The sequence below is a fragment of the Paenibacillus sp. FSL L8-0436 genome, assembly GCF_038593025.1.
Classification (GTDB): domain Bacteria; phylum Bacillota; class Bacilli; order Paenibacillales; family Paenibacillaceae; genus Paenibacillus_AQ.
On the sequence record NZ_CP151955.1, the window covers coordinates 3,077,372 to 3,094,985 of the forward strand.

14 protein-coding genes are annotated in these 17,614 nt (G+C 50.5%); 12 read left to right on the forward strand and 2 right to left on the reverse strand.

Annotation, left to right across the window (positions count from 1 at the left end):
* The first annotated feature begins 116 nt into the window (after positions 1–116).
* The 12 genes from NSS79_RS14070 to NSS79_RS14125 all read left to right on the forward strand — a co-directional run bounded on the left by NSS79_RS14070 (position 117) and on the right by NSS79_RS14125 (position 15,723).
* On the forward strand, positions 117–908 hold the full coding sequence (locus tag NSS79_RS14070; RefSeq protein WP_076111320.1) for an SDR family NAD(P)-dependent oxidoreductase: 792 nt from the start codon (positions 117–119) through the stop codon (positions 906–908).
* A 261-nt stretch (positions 909–1,169) separates the two neighbouring features.
* Complete coding sequence (locus NSS79_RS14075; protein ID WP_342439798.1) at positions 1,170–1,892, forward strand: MgtC/SapB family protein; 723 nt, start codon at positions 1,170–1,172, stop codon at positions 1,890–1,892.
* A gap of 86 nt (positions 1,893–1,978) precedes the next feature.
* Positions 1,979–2,971 (forward strand): aldose 1-epimerase, encoded by a 993-nt coding sequence (locus NSS79_RS14080; RefSeq protein ID WP_342439799.1) that lies wholly within the window; start codon positions 1,979–1,981, stop codon positions 2,969–2,971.
* Between the two features lie 182 nt (positions 2,972–3,153).
* The gene (locus NSS79_RS14085) at positions 3,154–4,959 is read left to right on the forward strand and encodes an LTA synthase family protein (protein ID WP_342439800.1); all 1,806 of its coding nucleotides are present in this window, start codon (positions 3,154–3,156) and stop codon (positions 4,957–4,959) included.
* Positions 4,960–5,037: 78 nt separating this feature from the next.
* Complete coding sequence (locus tag NSS79_RS14090) at positions 5,038–6,051, forward strand: substrate-binding domain-containing protein (protein WP_342439801.1); 1,014 nt, start codon at positions 5,038–5,040, stop codon at positions 6,049–6,051.
* A 31-nt stretch (positions 6,052–6,082) separates the two neighbouring features.
* Positions 6,083–7,942, forward strand: a complete 1,860-nt coding sequence (locus NSS79_RS14095) for a sensor histidine kinase (RefSeq protein ID WP_342439802.1) — start codon at positions 6,083–6,085, stop codon at positions 7,940–7,942.
* 26 nt (positions 7,943–7,968) lie between these two features.
* On the forward strand, positions 7,969–9,192 hold the full coding sequence (locus tag NSS79_RS14100; protein WP_342439803.1) for a response regulator: 1,224 nt from the start codon (positions 7,969–7,971) through the stop codon (positions 9,190–9,192).
* 255 nt (positions 9,193–9,447) lie between these two features.
* On the forward strand, positions 9,448–10,536 hold the full coding sequence (gene chvE / locus NSS79_RS14105) for a multiple monosaccharide ABC transporter substrate-binding protein (RefSeq protein WP_342439804.1): 1,089 nt from the start codon (positions 9,448–9,450) through the stop codon (positions 10,534–10,536).
* Between the two features lie 40 nt (positions 10,537–10,576).
* Complete coding sequence (mmsA, locus tag NSS79_RS14110) at positions 10,577–12,127, forward strand: multiple monosaccharide ABC transporter ATP-binding protein (protein WP_342439805.1); 1,551 nt, start codon at positions 10,577–10,579, stop codon at positions 12,125–12,127.
* A complete protein-coding gene (mmsB, locus tag NSS79_RS14115; RefSeq protein ID WP_341092486.1) occupies positions 12,114–13,277 on the forward strand; it encodes a multiple monosaccharide ABC transporter permease in 1,164 nt (387 codons plus the stop codon). Before mmsA ends, mmsB begins: the two co-directional genes overlap by 14 nt.
* Positions 13,278–13,446: 169 nt before the next feature.
* The gene (locus tag NSS79_RS14120; RefSeq protein WP_342439806.1) at positions 13,447–14,115 is read left to right on the forward strand and encodes a TraX family protein; all 669 of its coding nucleotides are present in this window, start codon (positions 13,447–13,449) and stop codon (positions 14,113–14,115) included.
* A 93-nt stretch (positions 14,116–14,208) separates the two neighbouring features.
* Positions 14,209–15,723 (forward strand): copper amine oxidase N-terminal domain-containing protein, encoded by a 1,515-nt coding sequence (locus NSS79_RS14125; RefSeq protein ID WP_341092491.1) that lies wholly within the window; start codon positions 14,209–14,211, stop codon positions 15,721–15,723.
* A 64-nt stretch (positions 15,724–15,787) separates the two neighbouring features.
* On the opposite strand, the gene NSS79_RS14130 is transcribed toward NSS79_RS14125, so the two are convergent.
* Both NSS79_RS14130 and NSS79_RS14135 read right to left on the reverse strand, forming a co-directional pair.
* On the reverse strand, positions 15,788–16,003 hold the full coding sequence (locus tag NSS79_RS14130; protein ID WP_342439807.1) for a DNA-binding protein: 216 nt from the start codon (positions 16,001–16,003) through the stop codon (positions 15,788–15,790).
* Positions 16,004–16,033: 30 nt separating this feature from the next.
* Complete coding sequence (locus NSS79_RS14135) at positions 16,034–17,455, reverse strand: metallophosphoesterase (RefSeq protein ID WP_342439808.1); 1,422 nt, start codon at positions 17,453–17,455, stop codon at positions 16,034–16,036.
* Positions 17,456–17,614: the final 159 nt, after the last annotated feature.

Below are 17,614 nucleotides of genomic sequence, written 5' to 3' on the forward strand. Positions count from 1 at the left end.
GAAGACTAATGAAATTAGACTTGCCGATTCACTCCCCTGTATGTGAGGTAAAGGTTAAGGAAAGAACTTAACCGGTAAGCGTATACAGATGATCTAGATTGGGAGGATTGGCTAATATGACAGACCAGAAGCTGAAAGGCAAGGTAGCTATTGTTACTGGAGGCGGTTCCGGGATCGGAAGAGCATCGGTGCTGGAGTTCGCCAGAAACGGAGCAAAGGTGGTACTGCTCGACCGGACGGTTGAAAATGCCGAGAAGGTTGTACGTCAGGTGAAACAGGAAGGCGGGGAGGCCGTCGTCATTGAATGTGACATTGCCGAACCGCAGCAGGTGGAAGCGGCGGTGAAGCAAGCTGCCGCGAAGTGGGGGCGGCTTGATGTTGTGTTCGCCAATGCCGGGATAAACGGAGCGATGACTCCGATTGAAACGATGGATATTGAGTCCTGGGATCAGACGATTCATATCAACCTCCGTGGAACCTTTGCCACTGTCAAATATGCAATTCCGCATTTGAAAGAGAACGGAGGCAGCATACTGATCAACAGCTCGATTAACGGCAACCGTGTGTTCTCTAATATCGGTTTCTCTGCCTATAGCACGACGAAGGCCGGTCAGGTGGCTTTTATGAAGATGGCTGCACTGGAGCTGGCCCAATACAAAATTCGTGTGAATGCCATCTGTCCGGGGGCGATCAAGACGAATATTGATGACAATACGTATCCTTCCGACGATCTCAAAGAAGTGCAGATCGAGGTGAACTTTCCGGACGGCGGGCAGCCGCTGGAGGAAGGTCCCGGACGGCCTGATCAGGTGGCCAAACTTGCCCTGTTCCTGGCATCCGCCGATTCGGATCATATTACGGGAACAGAGATTTATTGTGACGGAGCCGAGTCGCTGCTGCATGGCTGATCTCTTCTAACCACGGGCAGCCAAGCATATAATGAATTGAATAGCTCTTCCTCAGAAGAAACGGAATCCGTTCCTTGTCATAGACTCAGCCCGAGAGGGCTGGATCGCTGACGCAAAAGGCCGGGGATGCCGTTTCTTCTTGTACATTAAGATTTAAATGTTTTATGAGGTTATCTTGCAATAAATAAAGCTAAGCTTTCATGTTGTTTTCAGGTATACTGATTCTATCTGTTTATTCATAATATACTTTTAGGAGGAGCTATGGAGATTGATCTGCACACGGAATCGATAGTAAAGCTGCTTGTGGCCATGCTGTTCGGGCTGTTCATCGGCATCGACAGGCAATTAAAACAAAAGCCGCTGGGGATTCGGACCAGTATGGTCATCAGTATCGCAAGCTGTTTAGTGACGCTTGTCTCGATCCATGCTTATGACAAGTTCGGGGGAACGGACCACCCCAACATGGACCCGATGCGCCTGGCGGCGCAGATTGTCAGCGGGATCGGATTTTTGGGCGCGGGTGTAATCCTGCGCAGAGGCGGAGACGCGATTTCCGGATTAACTTCGGCGGCGCTGATCTGGACGGCCTCGGGGATTGGCATCGCGGTTGGAGCAGGCTTTTATGTGGAAGCGGGGTATGCAGTGGTGCTGCTGATGTTTGCCGTCAATGCTGTGCCGCTGCTGATCAAAGCCGTTGGACCACAGGTGCTGAACAAGCATGAGATTTCCGTCAAGATCATAATGGAGCCCAATTATGTGCTGACCGAGGTGATCCAGAAGATCGAGGGACGTCAGATGACCGATCAACGAAAGACGAGAAGACCGGGGCGGACGATCCGGCGGATGAAGATCAAGGATCTGGATGACGGCAGACAAATGATTGACATGGTGCTGTCTGCGCCTGATCAGGATTATGCGACGGAAATTTATTATGATGTGAAGAAAATTGAACATGTAATGAGCGTAGAAGTGGAACAGTTGTAAAAATGACATGTTCCCTTCTGGGCAGATGTGGTAATCTATTTAGGAGATAGTCATTTCGAACATATGGAAGGGAGAATAAAGTTATCATGTCGATTACTGCATTCGAAGGACAATATGAAGGAGAAGCTGCAGTCTGGCTGAAAGCGGGACGTTACGAGGCAGCTATCCTGCCGGGCATCGGCGGCAATCTGATTTGCTTCCGTGATACCGAAAACGGTTACCGTTTCCTGCATGAGCCGGGCGCGGCAGAGATGGAGGCCTTTAAGGCCAGCCCTGGAATTCACGGCATACCTGTACTGTTTCCGCCGAATCGTTATGAAGATGGGGAATTTCCGTGGAATGGACAAACCTACAAGTTTCCGGTGAATGAGGCTGCAACAGGCAACCATCTGCACGGATTTTTACATACGGCTGCGTGGGAAGTTGAAGAATTCGGCAGCGGTAAAAGCGAAAGCTTCGTTACGGTGGCGATCAAGGTAGACGAGAATCACCCGTCCTATCAATACCTGCCGTTCAAATATACGGTCAAGCTGCGCTACACGCTGGGCGAAGCAACCGGGCTGTCCCAGCAACTGCTGGTCCACAATGACGGCGGCGAGCTGATGCCTTGCCTGCTGGCCTTCCACACGGCGATCAATGCGCCGTTTGCGCCAGACAGCTCGCCTCAGGATTACCGCGTGAAGGCAACCATTGGCGAGCGCTGGGAGCTCAGTGAGCGCATGCTGCCCACCGGCGCATTCCAGGAGCTGACGGCAGACGAAATCGCGTTGCGTGATGAAGGAGTTAATCCGTTCTTTGCGCCGATGGACAACCATTACACCGCTGTACCGCAAAACGGCCGCAACCGGATGGAACTGACGGACAGCAAGGCCGGCGTTACGCTCGTGTATGATGTCGGAACCTCCTACAAGCAATGGATGATCTGGAACAATGGCGCTACAGAAGGATTCTTCTGTCCGGAGCCGCAGATTAACCTGGTGAATGCACCGAAGGTAGATCTTCCTGCCGATGAGATCGGATTGTTCGGCCTGAAGCCGGGCGAATTCTGGGAAGAAACCAGCCGTCTGTATGTGAAATAGGGAGTAGAGATCCATAGCTGAACAACCCGGATGCATCTAACTGATGTGGCCCTGCTAAGGTCTTAAATGGTAAGTAAAGCCAAGCCTCACTTTTGTGGGGCTTTTTTTGTGCGTTCTTTTAATGCAGCTTTAAGCTAAATGGCGTATACTACACGTTTAGTATAGTTAGGAGTGAATTTTATATGCGCCATTTTATACCTTCCAAACGCTTGGGTTTCCTGCTGCTCGCTCTGCTGTTATGCGGCTTTGCTCTGAATTTCTTCATGCAGGCCGCTTCATTAAATATGGATGCGATGAGTGTTTTCAGCTGGATCGGAGAATATTACTGGCTGTACTTAGCCGGAGGCCTGTTCTTTTTCTTTCTCCTGCTGGTATTTTCTATGATATTGCCGAGCGTCTACGCCGGATCTGCGGTGGCTGCTGTGTTATGCACCATGCTGGGTATTGTCGATTACAAGAAATTGTCCACCACCGGAGAACCGCTGTTTCCCTGGGATTTGATGCTGCTCAAAAATGCCGGGGAGATGAGCCATATTACCAAAGGCATGATTCCGCCGCTTGCGCTGGCAGCTGCTGTTCTGCTTATTGCCTCTGTGGTCTGGCTGATTTTCAAACTGCCGAAGATTAAAGTGGCCTTGCCGCTGAGAATGTTCTTTGCCGTGCTTTCGGTGGCGATGATAACCGGATTTGTTTCGATGGTCGCCCATCAGTCTTCTCTGGCTGCTTCGATGAAATATCAGAACATTTTCTGGAACCAGAAGGTGAATTACAAACAGAACGGTCTTTTATTTGCCTTTGCCGGCAATTTGCGCCAGAGCCTGATCGAAGAGCCTAAGGGCTACAGTCGCAGAGTGATTGAGGAGATCGCCGCCAAATACAGCAAGCTGCCGGATCCGGTTCCGAACGTACAGGCAACGCAGCAGCCGAACATCCTGTTCATGATGGACGAAGCCTTCTTTGATCCTACCCGTCTGCCGGGGCTATCCTATAGTGAAGATCCGCTAAAGTTTATCCATGAGGAAGAATCTGTAACACCCTCCGGTTTCCTGCTCTCGCCTGAGTTTGGCGGCAATACGGCAAATATAGAATTTGAAGCGTTGACAGGGATGTCCATGTATTTTCTTAAGGACGGTTCCATTCCATATCAGCAAAAAATAGTGAAAATGTCCTCGCTGCCTTCAATTGTAAGCATTCTGAAGGAGCGTGGCTACCGGGCGCTGGCGCTGCATCCGTATGACGAGACGTTCTACAACCGCAACCGCGTGTACCCGATTCTCGGCTTTGACGCTTTTACCAGCGAGAAGGATCTGGACAATGCCGAACGCATCACACCGGAGGGATACATTTCCGATAAGGCGGCTGTACAGGAGGCTTTGCGGGAGCTGAAGGCGTCCTCTGACCCGGCGTTTTTGCATCTGGTGACCATGCAGAATCATTTTCCGTTTACGAAGGGGCACAATGGACCGAATACGATATCCGTTGAAGGCACTTCACCGTCCTATAAAGACGAGCTTGAAACCTACACACAGAATACCAAGCTGACCGATGAGGCGTTGGCGTATCTGCAGCAGGAGCTGCTAACTCTTGATCGTCCTACGATTGCCGTCTTCTGGGGTGATCATTTGCCGGCCTTGTCGGCCGGAATATACACGGATGCCGGCTGGGACAGCGAGCCAAGGCTCAAGCATGAGACAAAGCTGGTGATGCTGGCGAATTTTGATATTGGCAAAGAACCGCTGAACACTCTCAGCCCGGCCTTTCTGGGTCCTACAGTCTTTAGACTCTCGGGTCAGCCTATGCCCCCGTACTACAAACTTCTGGAGAAAGTGCAGGATGAGATGCCCGGTCTGAGCAAGCAGGTGCTGATCGGTTCCAACGGTGTACTGACAGCTTTTACTCCTGAACAGCAGCAGCTGCTGGATGACTACCGTATGGTAGAGTACGATCTGCTGGAGGGCGAGAATTATTCACAGGATTTGTTGTTCTGAGGGATTCCCATCTCTTATTAAACAAGGTATCATGGCAATAGCTGTGCTACCTTGTTCCTTTATGAAAGGGGTTACATTTTGAAAAAGCTATGGATGGTCTATGTGCTGCTAATCGGTATTTTTCTCCTATATGTGCTGAATTACAAGCTGCAGGCCGACGCTGCGGATCCATGGGAGACAGCCGGTCTGCGCGGCAATATAGAAGATAAATATGTGATGGTTACCTTTCAAAGTGGAATTGATTATTGGAAAAGTGTGCTGAAGGGCTTCGAAGATGCTGCGGAGGAACTGAACGTCTCCGTCGAATACCATGGCTCGACCCAGCATGATGCCAATGAGCAAATGACAGTACTGGAGCAAATGATAGCCAAAAAACCGGCGGGAATTGCCATTTCGGCAGTCAATTCCGAGCTGCTCACAGCTACGATCAATAAGGCTGTGGACAGCGGCATCCCTGTCGTGCTGTTTGACTCGGGAGCACCGGACAGCAAGGCCTACTCTTTCCTTGGCACTAACAACTACAATGCCGGAGTTGAAGCAGCGCGGAAGATGGCCCAGCTCACCGGCGGCAAAGGGGAGGTGGCGATTATTACGACTCCGGAGCAGCATAATCATCAGGAGCGTACGGACGGCTTCAGCGTCACCATCCGCAGCGAATTCCCTGAGATGAAGCTGGTAGCAATCAAGGATGGACGCGGCGATCAGGTGGCTTCCAGGGAAGCGGCGGAACAGCTGGTAGCGGAATACCCGGAGCTTACAGGTATTTTTGCTACGGAGTCCAATGGGGGGATAGGCGTAGCCGAGGCGGTGGAAATGAAGCAGGGAGCCGGATCATTACTCAAGATCATCAGCTTCGATACGGATAAAGGCACACTTGATCTTGTTAAAGAAGGCAGAATCGCCGCCACGATGGCGCAAGGTACCTGGAATATGGGCTACTGGTCGCTTACGGAGCTGTTTCATTTACACCGTGATCTGGATGAGGACCCTGCCGCCTACGCCAATAACAAGCCTGTTCCTGTGCCTGATACGGTAGACACCGGCATTGATGTGGTGACCCGGGCCAATGTGGACAACTATTATGCCAAATAGAAGCAGGCTGATGCAGGGGGGGGATTGTCTTATGCGGAAGAGCGGCTTGACGATGGAGAAGCTGAAGTTTAACAATCTGCCGATCCGGTATAAGCTGATCATCCATTTTTTGTTGATCAGCATTCTGCCTTCGATCGGGCTAGGATTGCTGATTGGCTGGACGGTGGACCGGATTATCGAAGAGCAGAGCAACGAAAATACGATGCAGCTGATCGGCAAGGTCAATACGGCGCTGGAAAATGATGTGGAGAATTTGCAGAAGATTACCTACCTGATTTCTTTTGATCCGGGGGTGCAGGCTTTTCTGGATGGCACCGAGAAGGCGGAAACGCGGTTGAAGGAAGCAGGCACAAGCGGAGAATCGGCAGAGTACAATATCCGCAAGTTTCTGCAGGGCTTTACTACGCTCAGCTCTGAAATTGCCGGAATTATGCTGGTCAACCGTGAAGGTGATTTCATCAGTAATGAAATGTATGCCCGCCCCGAAACCCGTGTGACTAATGAAGCATGGTACAAGGAGGCTGTTGATAATAAAGGGATATTCAAAATTGTCGGACATCCCTATGGGCGCGCAGTTATGTCCCATGTTGATTATAAAGAAAGCGAAGTGGTATCCGCCGTCAGAGCCATTGTTGATCCGGAGACGCAGGTGGTGCAGGGTGTGGTTCTGGTCGATTTGAAGCTGCGGGTCATCGCCGAGACGGCGCGCGATGTGACGCTGGGCAAAACCGGTTATTTGACGGTAGTGGATGACAGCGGGGAAATGATCTATGCTCCGCAGCATCCTTTTATGCAAAAGATTCCGGCCGGCCTGTTCAGTGAAACCTCCGGCATCACCTCGGAGACTGTCGACGGCCGCCATCTGCAGTTGATCTACAGGACCTCTGCCTTTACAGGCTGGACGACGATGGGCGTCTTTCCAATGGAGGAATCGGCTTATGGCGTGCGGGAGATTACGTTTAATGTCGTAACGTTTGTGTTTGTGGTCTGTATGCTGGGGATGACGGCATCCTTTTATCTGGCGTATTCGATTTCCCGCCCGATCGGCCAGCTCGCTTCCTTCATGAGCAAGGCGCAATCCGGCGATTTGACGATCCGCTACTGGGGCAGCCGCTCAGATGAAATCGGGCTGCTTGGCCGCAGCTTCAACAGTATGCTGGCCCAAATCAGCAGGCTGATCTCCTTGACGGAGCTGCAGGCCCGGCAGAAGCGGGAAGCGGAGCTGCGCAGTCTGCAGGCGCATATCAAACCGCATTTTTTATATAATACGCTGGATACGATCCACTGGATGGCCCGCAGCAAGGGGGCGGAGGATATCGCCGAGGTGGTCCAGTCTTTATCCAAGCTGTTCCGCCTTGGACTCAGCAAAGGCAGCGACATTGTCCCGCTCTCCGATGAGCTGGAGCATATTATCAGTTATCTGAAGATCCAGCAAGTCCGCTACAGCAGTAAGCTGACGTATAGCATTGAGGTGGAGCCGCGGCTCCGGGAGCTCTATGTGCTTAAGCTGCTGCTTCAGCCGATGGTAGAGAACGCGATTTATCACGGAATCAAGGAGCGGCGCGGTCCGGGCCAACTCACCGTTTCGGTGGTAGAACGTGAGGGGGATTTGTACTTGACAGTTACAGATGACGGAGCAGGTATTCCGGAAGCGCAGCTCTCCATTCTGAACGACCGGCTTGAGGCTGTCGGGAGCAGCAGTGACGCTGCGGAAGCGGAACAGCCGCTTCCCGGCAGCACAGGGAGCGGCTACGGCATTCTCAATGTCCAGGCACGGATTAGGCTGACCTACGGGCAGCCTTACGGACTCCGCATCGACAGCAGACAAGGTGAGGGAACCGCTGCAACGATCCGGCATCCTGTCGTTCGTGAAGCGTATCCCCGCGATTGATTATGGAATGGAGGGAGCAAGCACATATGGAATACTGGAAGGTCATGATTGCTGATGATGAAGACATCATCCGTGAAGGAATTAAGCAATGTGTGGACTGGGAAGGGCTTGGCCTGCAGGTAGTTGCGGAGGCGGAGGACGGCGAGGAGGCGCTTGAGCTTGCGCTTCACCATACCGTCCATATCGCACTCGTTGATTTGAATATGCCGATCATGCATGGAATTGAACTGATGAAGCGGCTGAGGGAGCAGCTCCCCGGATGTAAAATCATCGTGATTACCGGACATGACGAGTTTGTCTTTGCCCAGGAGTCGATAAGGCTGCAGGTGAATGATTATATTCTCAAGCCTGCCGAACCCAAGCAGCTGATGCAGGTGCTGCGGGGTGTCCGGGATGAACTGAATGCGGTGAGAGAGCGGAACCAGCATTTGCAGCAGGCCTCCAAACAGATTAGCAAAAACTTTCCATTGCTGCGTGAACGCTTCTGCCAGGAATGGCTGGACGGAAATCTGACCCGGGAAGAAATCCTTGAGCAGCTGCATTTTCTGCAGTTGCCGCTGGAGCGTCCTGAACTGATCGGCATCATCCGCTGGAGATGGGAAACCCACCCCTCGGGAATGGGGGAGAAGGAACGCCAGCTGTTTCTTTTCGCCATCGAGAATATTGCCGCCGAACTGCTGGAGACGTACCCGAAAGTTTTTTTTCGCGATGCGGCAGGACTAATCGTAATTCTTCTCTGGCATGAAGCGGGAGAGCGTATAATGGCCGGAGTTGAAGCTGCCGTACGCTGTCATCTCAAAATCGCCGTCGAAGTGGGAATTCAGCCCGTTGAAGGAGAGATGGAGGAGCTGGCCTCCTCATACCGTAAATGCAGAGCGGAGCTTGCCAAGGAGCAGCCTTTATCGCCGCTGGTTCGCCGGGCGAAGCAATATATCCTTGAGCATTACAGTGAATACGGCTTGACCCTGGAGGCGATGGCGGGCTCTCTTCAAGCCTCTCCGGTCTATCTCAGCCGCCTGTTCAAGCAGGAGCTTGGCGAAGCCTTTGGAACGTATCTGACACAGATTCGAGTGCGCAAAGCGGCACAGCTGCTGCATTCCACGGAAATGAGCATCCATGAGGTAGCAGAGCGTTCAGGATACGAGACCCAGCATTATTTCAGCACCTCGTTCAAAAAGCAGACAGGAGTGTCCCCCCTGCAGTTTCGTAAGGGCGTGCTTCCCGGAGAAGCCGGCCGTGATAACGAATAAGTGGCAGGGAGCAGAAAGTTAGAGTGCCCGTTGGGTACTTGAAGTCCATAGTTGTTCAGCAAGACGTTCCCACATGCAGGCTCCGGCCTCATGTGGTTTTTTTGTTTTTATGTAAACGCTGACAAAAAAGGTTTTGATTTTATAAAAACAGTAGTTTGAGTGTAAATACGGGGCCGTATCCCCCTTGTTATACTCGACTTGTCAAACGGGAAACGCCCGCGAAGGCAACAGAATAGTCCAGGGGGGAATACAGCAATGAAAAAATACTCATTGATCATGTTGACACTGGTAGTTGTATTGATCATGTCCGCTTGCGGCAACACAAAAAATGCAGGCGGCAGCTCGGATGATTCCAAAGGCAAGGTAGGGATTGCTATGCCGACGAAGTCGTCGGAGCGCTGGGTGAATGACGGCAACAACATGGTGAAGGAGTTCGAGAAGCTGGGATACGGCACGGATCTTCAATACGCCGAGGATGTCGTGGAGAACCAGGTGTCGCAGATCGAGAATATGATCACCAAAGGTGTAAAGGCAATTGTCATCGCTTCTATTGACGGTGAGGCCCTGACTGATGTGCTGCAGAAAGCGCATGACGCAGACGTTAAAGTGATCGCCTACGACCGCCTGATCAAAAAAAGTGAATATGTCGATTATTATGCCACCTTCGACAACTTCAAGGTCGGTGTGCTGCAAGGCTCCTATATCGAAGAAAAGCTTGGCCTGAAGGACGGCAAAGGGCCGTTCAACATTGAATTGTTCGGCGGTTCACCGGACGACAACAACGCCTATTTCTTTTTTGATGGCGCAATGTCCATTCTGAAGCCTTACATCGACTCCGGCAAGCTGGTGGTCCGCAGCAAACAGACTACGATGGATCAGGTCGCTACCTTACGCTGGGACGGTGCTGCCGCACAAGCGCGGATGGATAATCTGCTCAGCGCCAATTATGCGAGCGAGAATCTTGATGCCGTTCTGTCCCCATATGATGGCATCAGCATTGGAATCCTGTCTTCCCTAAAAGGTGTGGGGTATGGCTCAGATGACAAGAAGCTTCCGGTTGTCACCGGTCAGGACGCCGAGCTGGCCTCCGTGAAGTCGATTTTAGCCGGAGAGCAGACCCAGACCGTATTTAAAGATACCCGTGAGCTGGCCAAAAAAGCGGTAGAAATGACGGAAAGCGTACTTAAAGGCACAGAGGCAGAGGTCAACGACACAACTACCTATGACAACGGCGTAAAAATCGTCCCTTCCTACCTGTTGGAGCCGGTCTCCGTGGATGCAGGCAATGTGGATAAAGTGCTGGTGGATGGCGGCTATTATACCAAAGAAGAGCTGGGGAAATAATCGGCTGCAACAGTGACTATTGAAAGCTGGGTGAAAAGCAATGAGCGACTATATCTTGGAGATGAACAGCATTACGAAGACGTTCCCCGGCGTCAAAGCGCTCTCGAATGTGAATCTGCAGGTCAAGGCTGGTGAGATCCATGCGCTTTGCGGGGAGAATGGAGCCGGGAAATCAACGCTGATGAAAGTGCTGAGCGGTGTCTACCCGCATGGAACGTATGAAGGGGATATTTTATTCGAAGGCCAAGTCTGCCAGTTCAAGGATATCAAGGACAGCGAAAATCTGGGTATAGTCATTATTCATCAAGAGCTGGCGTTGATTCCGTACTTGTCTATTTCGGAAAATATCTTCCTCGGCAATGAGCAGGCAAAGCATGGGGTGATCAACTGGAACGAAACGACGGTAAAGACCAAAGAACTGTTGGAGACAGTCGGCTTAAAAGAATCACCGTTTACCGGAGTATCAACGATAGGCGTCGGTAAGCAGCAGCTCGTGGAGATCGCGAAAGCGCTCTCCAAGGAGGTGAATCTGCTCATTCTTGATGAGCCGACGGCGGCACTGAATGAGGATGATAGCGAGAACCTGCTCAACTTGATCCTAGAACTGAAAAAACGGGGGATTTCCTCGATTATCATCTCACATAAGTTGAATGAAATCGAGAAGGTAGCGGATTCTGTAACGATTTTGCGGGACGGCCAAACGATCCGGACACTGGATATGAAGCGAGATGGAGTGACCGAGGATGTCATTATCAAAGGCATGGTCGGACGCGATCTAACGAACCGCTATCCCGAGCGGACACCGGATCTGGGCGAAACGATCTTTGAGATCCGTAACTGGGAAGCGTATCACCCTACACAGGCTGACCGCAAAATGCTCCATGGGATCAATCTTCATATCCGCCGCGGGGAAGTTGTCGGCATTGCCGGACTTATGGGAGCCGGACGCACGGAGCTGGCGATGAGTGTCTTCGGAAAGTCCTATGGCAAAAAGATCAGCGGCCAGATCTACATGCATGGACAGGAAGTGCATTTGAACAACATCAATAAAGCGATAGAAAGCGGACTGGCTTATGTAACCGAAGACCGCAAGCAATACGGGCTTATTCTAATCGACGATATCAAGCGCAACATCTCGCTCAGCAATTTGCGGAAGCTTTCCCGCCGGGGGGTCATTAATGAGAATGAGGAAGTGCTGGTTGCAGAGGAATACCGCAGGAAGCTGAACATCAAGACGCCAAGCATTTTGCAAAAAACAGTCAACCTCAGCGGTGGCAATCAGCAAAAAGTGGTGCTCAGCAAATGGATCTACGCGCAGCCGGATATCCTTATCCTGGATGAACCTACACGAGGCATTGACGTAGGTGCGAAATATGAGATTTACTCGATCATCAACGGGCTTGCTGCGGAGGGTAAGGGAGTGCTGGTTATTTCTTCGGAGCTGCCGGAAATTATCGGCATGTGCGACAGGATTTATACGATGTGCGAAGGCCGGATCAGCGGCGAAGTGGAGCGGCAGGATGCGTCGCAGGAGCTGTTAATGAAGTACATGACACGAAGCAAGGGGGCAACACCGCATGGCAGTCATTAGTGGGATTTTCAAAAAGAATATCCGCCAATACGGCATGATCATTGCACTGATCTTTATTTCAATTTTCTTTCAAATCCTCACCGACGGCATTTTGCTCAAGCCGCTGAACGTAACGAATCTGATTCTGCAAAACAGCTATATCCTGGTTCTGGCCATCGGGATGGTGCTTGTCATCATTACGGGACATATCGACCTGTCCGTCGGATCGGTGGCAGCATTTATCGGGGCGCTTTCAGCGATAATGATGGTCGACATGCAGCTGAATCCGGTGCTTGCTGTCATTCTTTCACTACTGATGGGGGCGCTGGTTGGTGCCTGGCAGGGCTTCTGGGTTGCCTATATCAAAATCCCTGCGTTTATAGTCACCCTGGCTGGAATGTTATTGTTTCGCGGCTTAACGATGATTGTACTGAATGGGCAGTCCATTGCCCCGTTCCCCAAGACATTCCAAAAAATCAGTTCCGGGTTCGTCCCCGATATCGTGAGCGGCGGTTCGCTGAATGTGCTGACCCTTATTGTAGGCATCATTCTTTCCGTTCTGGTGGTGTACCAGGAATTCAGAACCCGTAAAATCTCTGTGAAATACGGTTTTGAGCAGTCGGCGGTCTGGTTGTCCATCGCCAAAGCGGGAGCATTGGTGATTGTAATCAACCTCTTTACCTTCGTGATCGCTCAATACAACGGGATTCCGAATATCCTCGTGATCCTGCTTGTGCTGATTGCGATTTACTCCTTCGTGATGAATCATATGACGATGGGCCGGCATATTTATGCGCTGGGCGGCAACGAAAAAGCAGCCAGCCTCTCCGGGGTAAAAACCAAACGAGTTACCTTCTGGGTGTTCGTCAATATGGGTGTACTCGCGGCCTTGTCCGGTCTGGTATTTGCCGCCCGCCTGAACTCCGCCACTCCAAAAGCCGGAACCAACTTCGAGCTGGATGCCATCGCGGCCTGCTTCATTGGGGGAGCTTCTGCTTCCGGCGGAATCGGCACAGTGGTGGGTGCGATCATCGGTGGGCTGGTAATGGGCGTCATGAACAATGGTATGTCCTTGGTCGGCCTGGGCGTCGATTGGCAGCAGGGCATTAAAGGGCTAGTGCTACTTCTGGCTGTAGGGTTCGATATTTACAACAAGTCGAAGACGGCGTAATTAAGGATGTGTCTGTCACAGAGCCATTCCTGCAACGGATGCGGGGAGGGCTCTTTTTGGCATAGTTGGAAAGAAGAGGCTGTTCAGATCTGTATCCGTACCTTACAATAGAAAAGACTTCTTGATGAATAGCTATATATAATGTAGATTATGAACCAGGAGGATAGACATGCAAATCATCGCGATGCTGACTATGCTGATCGACCATATCGGCTATATTTTTTTTCCGGGAGAGCTTGCCTGGCGGTATGTAGGGAGAATTGCTTTTCCAATTTACTGCTACGGACTGGTGCAGGGGCATATACATACATCATCAAGGGCCAGATACCTGCGGCGGCTTCTCTGGATTGCGTTGATTGCACAGGTGCCATATAATCTGGCGCTGGATCCCGGAGGCTGGAATGTCGTATTTACTCTGCTTCTGTCTGCTATTGTGCTTGTAATCCTGGATAAGTTGCCTAGCCTTTGGTTTGGGATTCCTGTGGTAATTGCAGCGGTTTTTCTCATGGATGTTCTTCCGCTCGATTATAATGCCTACGGTCTGTTGCTGGTGCTGATTTTCCGCTATGCGCGTTCCTATTGGCTAGTTCTGGCACATTTTGTTGTGAACGGGTTTTACCTGTTCTACAGCGGCTGGCTGGTCCAGATGGTCAGCATTGTGCCTACGCTGCTCATTGCTCTGGCCCCGGGAGTATGGGGGTTTATGGAGAAAAAACGCCTTCCGCGCTGGGTATGGTGGTCCTTTTACCCGGCACATTTAGCGGTGCTCGCCTTGTTGAAGATTCTGATTTTCCAGAATTGGGTAACTATAGATTGGCGAGGTTTGTTAACTTTATAGCTGGTTACCAAATGATGGCGTATCCTATGCAAATCCTTCCTCATTTTGAGTTGATGGATAGATCACAAAAATAAACGTAAGAGGAGACATGCTATGAAGAAAATGAAAGCAAGAACCAAGTGGTTACTCCCGATTCTCGCACTGCTGCTGATTCTGGCGGGCTGTCAGACGGTCGGCGGACTTGACGTCAATAAGGCGTTACTAGGGGATCTGGATGTTAAGTCTTCTGAATCCAGCACAACCTTTTCCTTGAATGCTGTACCTGCCGCTGGAATCAGCGCCGAGGATCAGGAAATGGTAGATCTTATCAATTCTTTTTCCGTTAATATTGCTCATGTAAAACTGCAGGACAACGGCAATGTATCTGCTGCCGGATCAGTTGGCTATAAGAAATTGACAGTGCCATTCACACTGTTTATGGATAAAGAAGCCATAGTGTTTACAGCGGAAGGGGCGAAGCAGCCGTTCTACTTCCCGCTTGAAAGTTATGAAGAAGAATTAGGTGTGGAAGGATTTGATCCGACAAAAGCACAGGAGATTTCCAAGCTCCTTACGACGTTTGTGGTGAAGAATCTTCCGAACCCTGGTGCAATTAACGTATCCTCCGTAAACGAAGCCGTATATGGTCAGCAATTGAACCTTACGAAGCTACATACGGAAATTACAGGTGACGAGCTGCCCGCATTAGTGAAAAGCTTCCTGAAATCTGTTTCCAAAGATACGGAAGGATTTACTGCGCTGATCAGCGGCCTCTATGATTATCTGTACCCGATTCTTAAGGCATCCGGAATGGAAGAAGGCTTGAGCGATTTCGGACTGGGTGATATCCCGTTGAATGACAAAGAAGGTGTCGTAACAGTCGCACATGATGCCGCCAAGCTGGCGGTGGATGCTCTTCTCCTGGTGTACGACAATCAGGTGAAGAACCTGTATAAGTCAACTCCTGAGCTGAACACCATTCTCGGCAAGGATACAAAACTGCAAGTGGATCTGTTCGTGGACAGCGGATTCCATATCCGCAAGCAAAACCTAGATCTGAAGGTAGCACTTCCAGCTAGTGAAGACCTGCCGCTTCAGAGCATTTCGGTTAAAGCAGAAACCCAGACCTGGAATGTAAATGGAGCGGTGACAGCCGATGCCATCAGCAAAGAGGGAGCATTGGACCTCTCCGAAACCCAGCTTACACCGGGTCAGACGCTGAGAAGCTTTGATCAGAATTCTGCAGTATACAAACTGCTGAAGGATGATTTTGGCATTACAGCCAAAGATATTGTAATTGCCCCGGATGATGATTATTATTATCCGATTGTAGAAAACGGCACAACGTATGTTCCCCTGCGCTACCTGGCAGAGGATCTGGATGCAGTGGTGAAATGGGATCCTGTGAACAAGGCGATTAATGTTACCGATGATGTGTATGGCGACGTTGTCGTGTTCAAGGTAGGCTCTGCACAGGTCTTGATCAACGGTAAGGCAGTGAAGATTTCAGAACCAGTATTCGTTGACGAGTACGGTGATGCCTATGTGCCACTCCGTCTGTTGGCGGAAGCTTTGCATGCTACAGTTAAAGTAGATGAGTACGGTTATATTGACATCCACCGTCCTTAAGCAATTGTGAAGCAATAGAAGAGAAGGCCGGAACTCCTGTACAATGGAGTTCCGGCCTTTTTAATTATTCGGCAAATGACAGCCCTTTGGCCGCAAGTGCCTGACGGATCTGATCCATCGCTTTGGGTCCCATGCCATGCAGCTTTAGCACCTCAGCTTCGCGGAGTGTAGTGAATTGCTCCAGGCGGCTGTATCCGGCAGCGGTAAGAGCACGTTGTGCCGGCTTGGACAATTTGGCGGGGAGCTCGCTGTCTAGCTTGGATTCATTGATGTCAGCCACTGGAAGTGCTCCTCTCTTTGCACAAGATTCCTATTGTTTGGTGAGGACAATCTTAAGTGATGTATGGCTCTGTTCCTGATTCTCGGCCATGCTGCGGATATAGCCTGACATGAAGCCGCCTTCCATACCTTCCCACAGTTTGTAGCCCGGCATGGCTTTAATCTCATCAATCGAACTAGCTGCAGTTCCTGCAAAGTAATTCACATTTAATTTGGCCATTACCTCAGCCATCGACTGCTTTTCTGCTTCGGTAAAGGATGTTTCTTTGAGCTTATTCATCGCCTTATTGTAGGATGATCCTGCAAAAGTTTCTTCTGCATATGTCTTAAAGTTTAGCAGATGGGGATCGTTAATTCCAGATGCTGCGGCCCAGCCCTCCACATCAACTGCAGCCGTATGATAGGTTACAGCGCGGGAGCTTGGATCAAAGGTCATAGCTCCATATTGATGGGGATTCACAGCCATAGCACTTGTAGCGATATCATATACCGGCAATGCTTGAGAGGCTGCCTTATTCTCTTCGTTAACGGGTGGATCACGGCGGATATCCTGCATATGAATATGCCCGGACAGTACCAGGTTCAGCCCGCTGCGGCGCAGCATCTTCATTGTTTCCTGGCTGTTGTTGAGCTTGAATCCGGAAACAGACATCGAGGTGTGGCTCAGCAGGTTATGGTGCATTACCGTAATGATCGAAGCATGCTGCTCGGCCGCCAGCTTTACACAGTCATCCATCCAGGAGAACGTACCTGGAAGAATACGCCCGTCGGTTTGCGGAAAGCCGTATTTCTCGTTGTTGTTGTATTGGCTGCTGTCAATCATCAGCAGATATAGTTCCGGCGCTGCCTTTACGAAATAACTCAGGCTGTTCTTGTCCCGGGATATGGCTTCATCATATCCGAAGTCTCCGTACATTCCGGTAAAGTCTTTATCAGTGATATGCTCTGCAACAAGCTGCTTGTCCCCTTCAAAGGATCTCGCCCAAGGGTTGAACAGATCATGATTGCCGGGTATGACATACACAGAGGTACCCATGTTCTCAATACGTTTCAGCTTCTCTGCAAGCTCCTTATGGCTGCTTGCTTCGCCATTATTGGTCAGATCGCCGCTGAGAATAAGAAATTTCGGCTTCTGCTGCTGCACATCATAGAGCAGAGCTTCCGCAAGCTCATCGCTGTAAGGCAGCATTTTGCCGTCGCCGCCGCTGACATAGGACTGGAAAGCAGTTCCGCCATCTTCCAGCGCTTTATCCAGGTAGTGGGTATCGGTTGCCACCCAAAAGGATACCGGCTCGGTATTTTGTTCCGAAGAAGACGGGACCGCTGTTGAAGATAGTGGCAATTTTGTGTCTTCGCATCCGCTGAGGCCTAAAGACGCTGCCAGCAATATAGATAAGGCCCAAGTCGTAGTGTTTTTTAGGGGAAAGGGGTACTTCAGAGACAATAATTTCATGGTTGAAACCTTCCTTCTGCACTTTTGCTGAATTATTGTAGCTTATTTCTAGCGGAATTGTATATCGGAAAGTAAGGCGATGTTTCGAAACCTGTATAGGTGATTATAGAAAAATAGTGGAGAGGGTATAAATATAGGGATTCCTGCGACAATAAGTGT

What these genes read in the sequence shown, in the direction of transcription:
- NSS79_RS14070 (WP_076111320.1), top strand. Translation starts at nt 117, where the DNA reads ATGACAGACCAGAAGCTGAAAGGCAAGGTAGCTATTGTTACTGGAGGC.
- NSS79_RS14075 (WP_342439798.1), top strand. Translation starts at nt 1,170, where the DNA reads ATGGAGATTGATCTGCACACGGAATCGATAGTAAAGCTGCTTGTGGCC.
- NSS79_RS14080 (WP_342439799.1), top strand. Translation starts at nt 1,979, where the DNA reads ATGTCGATTACTGCATTCGAAGGACAATATGAAGGAGAAGCTGCAGTC.
- NSS79_RS14085 (WP_342439800.1), top strand. Translation starts at nt 3,154, where the DNA reads ATGCGCCATTTTATACCTTCCAAACGCTTGGGTTTCCTGCTGCTCGCT.
- NSS79_RS14095 (WP_342439802.1), top strand. Translation starts at nt 6,083, where the DNA reads ATGCGGAAGAGCGGCTTGACGATGGAGAAGCTGAAGTTTAACAATCTG.
- NSS79_RS14100 (WP_342439803.1), top strand. Translation starts at nt 7,969, where the DNA reads ATGGAATACTGGAAGGTCATGATTGCTGATGATGAAGACATCATCCGT.
- chvE (WP_342439804.1), top strand. Translation starts at nt 9,448, where the DNA reads ATGAAAAAATACTCATTGATCATGTTGACACTGGTAGTTGTATTGATC.
- mmsA (WP_342439805.1), top strand. Translation starts at nt 10,577, where the DNA reads ATGAGCGACTATATCTTGGAGATGAACAGCATTACGAAGACGTTCCCC.
- mmsB (WP_341092486.1), top strand. Translation starts at nt 12,114, where the DNA reads ATGGCAGTCATTAGTGGGATTTTCAAAAAGAATATCCGCCAATACGGC.
- NSS79_RS14120 (WP_342439806.1), top strand. Translation starts at nt 13,447, where the DNA reads ATGCAAATCATCGCGATGCTGACTATGCTGATCGACCATATCGGCTAT.
- NSS79_RS14125 (WP_341092491.1), top strand. Translation starts at nt 14,209, where the DNA reads ATGAAGAAAATGAAAGCAAGAACCAAGTGGTTACTCCCGATTCTCGCA.
- NSS79_RS14135 (WP_342439808.1), bottom strand. Translation starts at nt 17,455, where the DNA reads ATGAAATTATTGTCTCTGAAGTACCCCTTTCCCCTAAAAAACACTACG.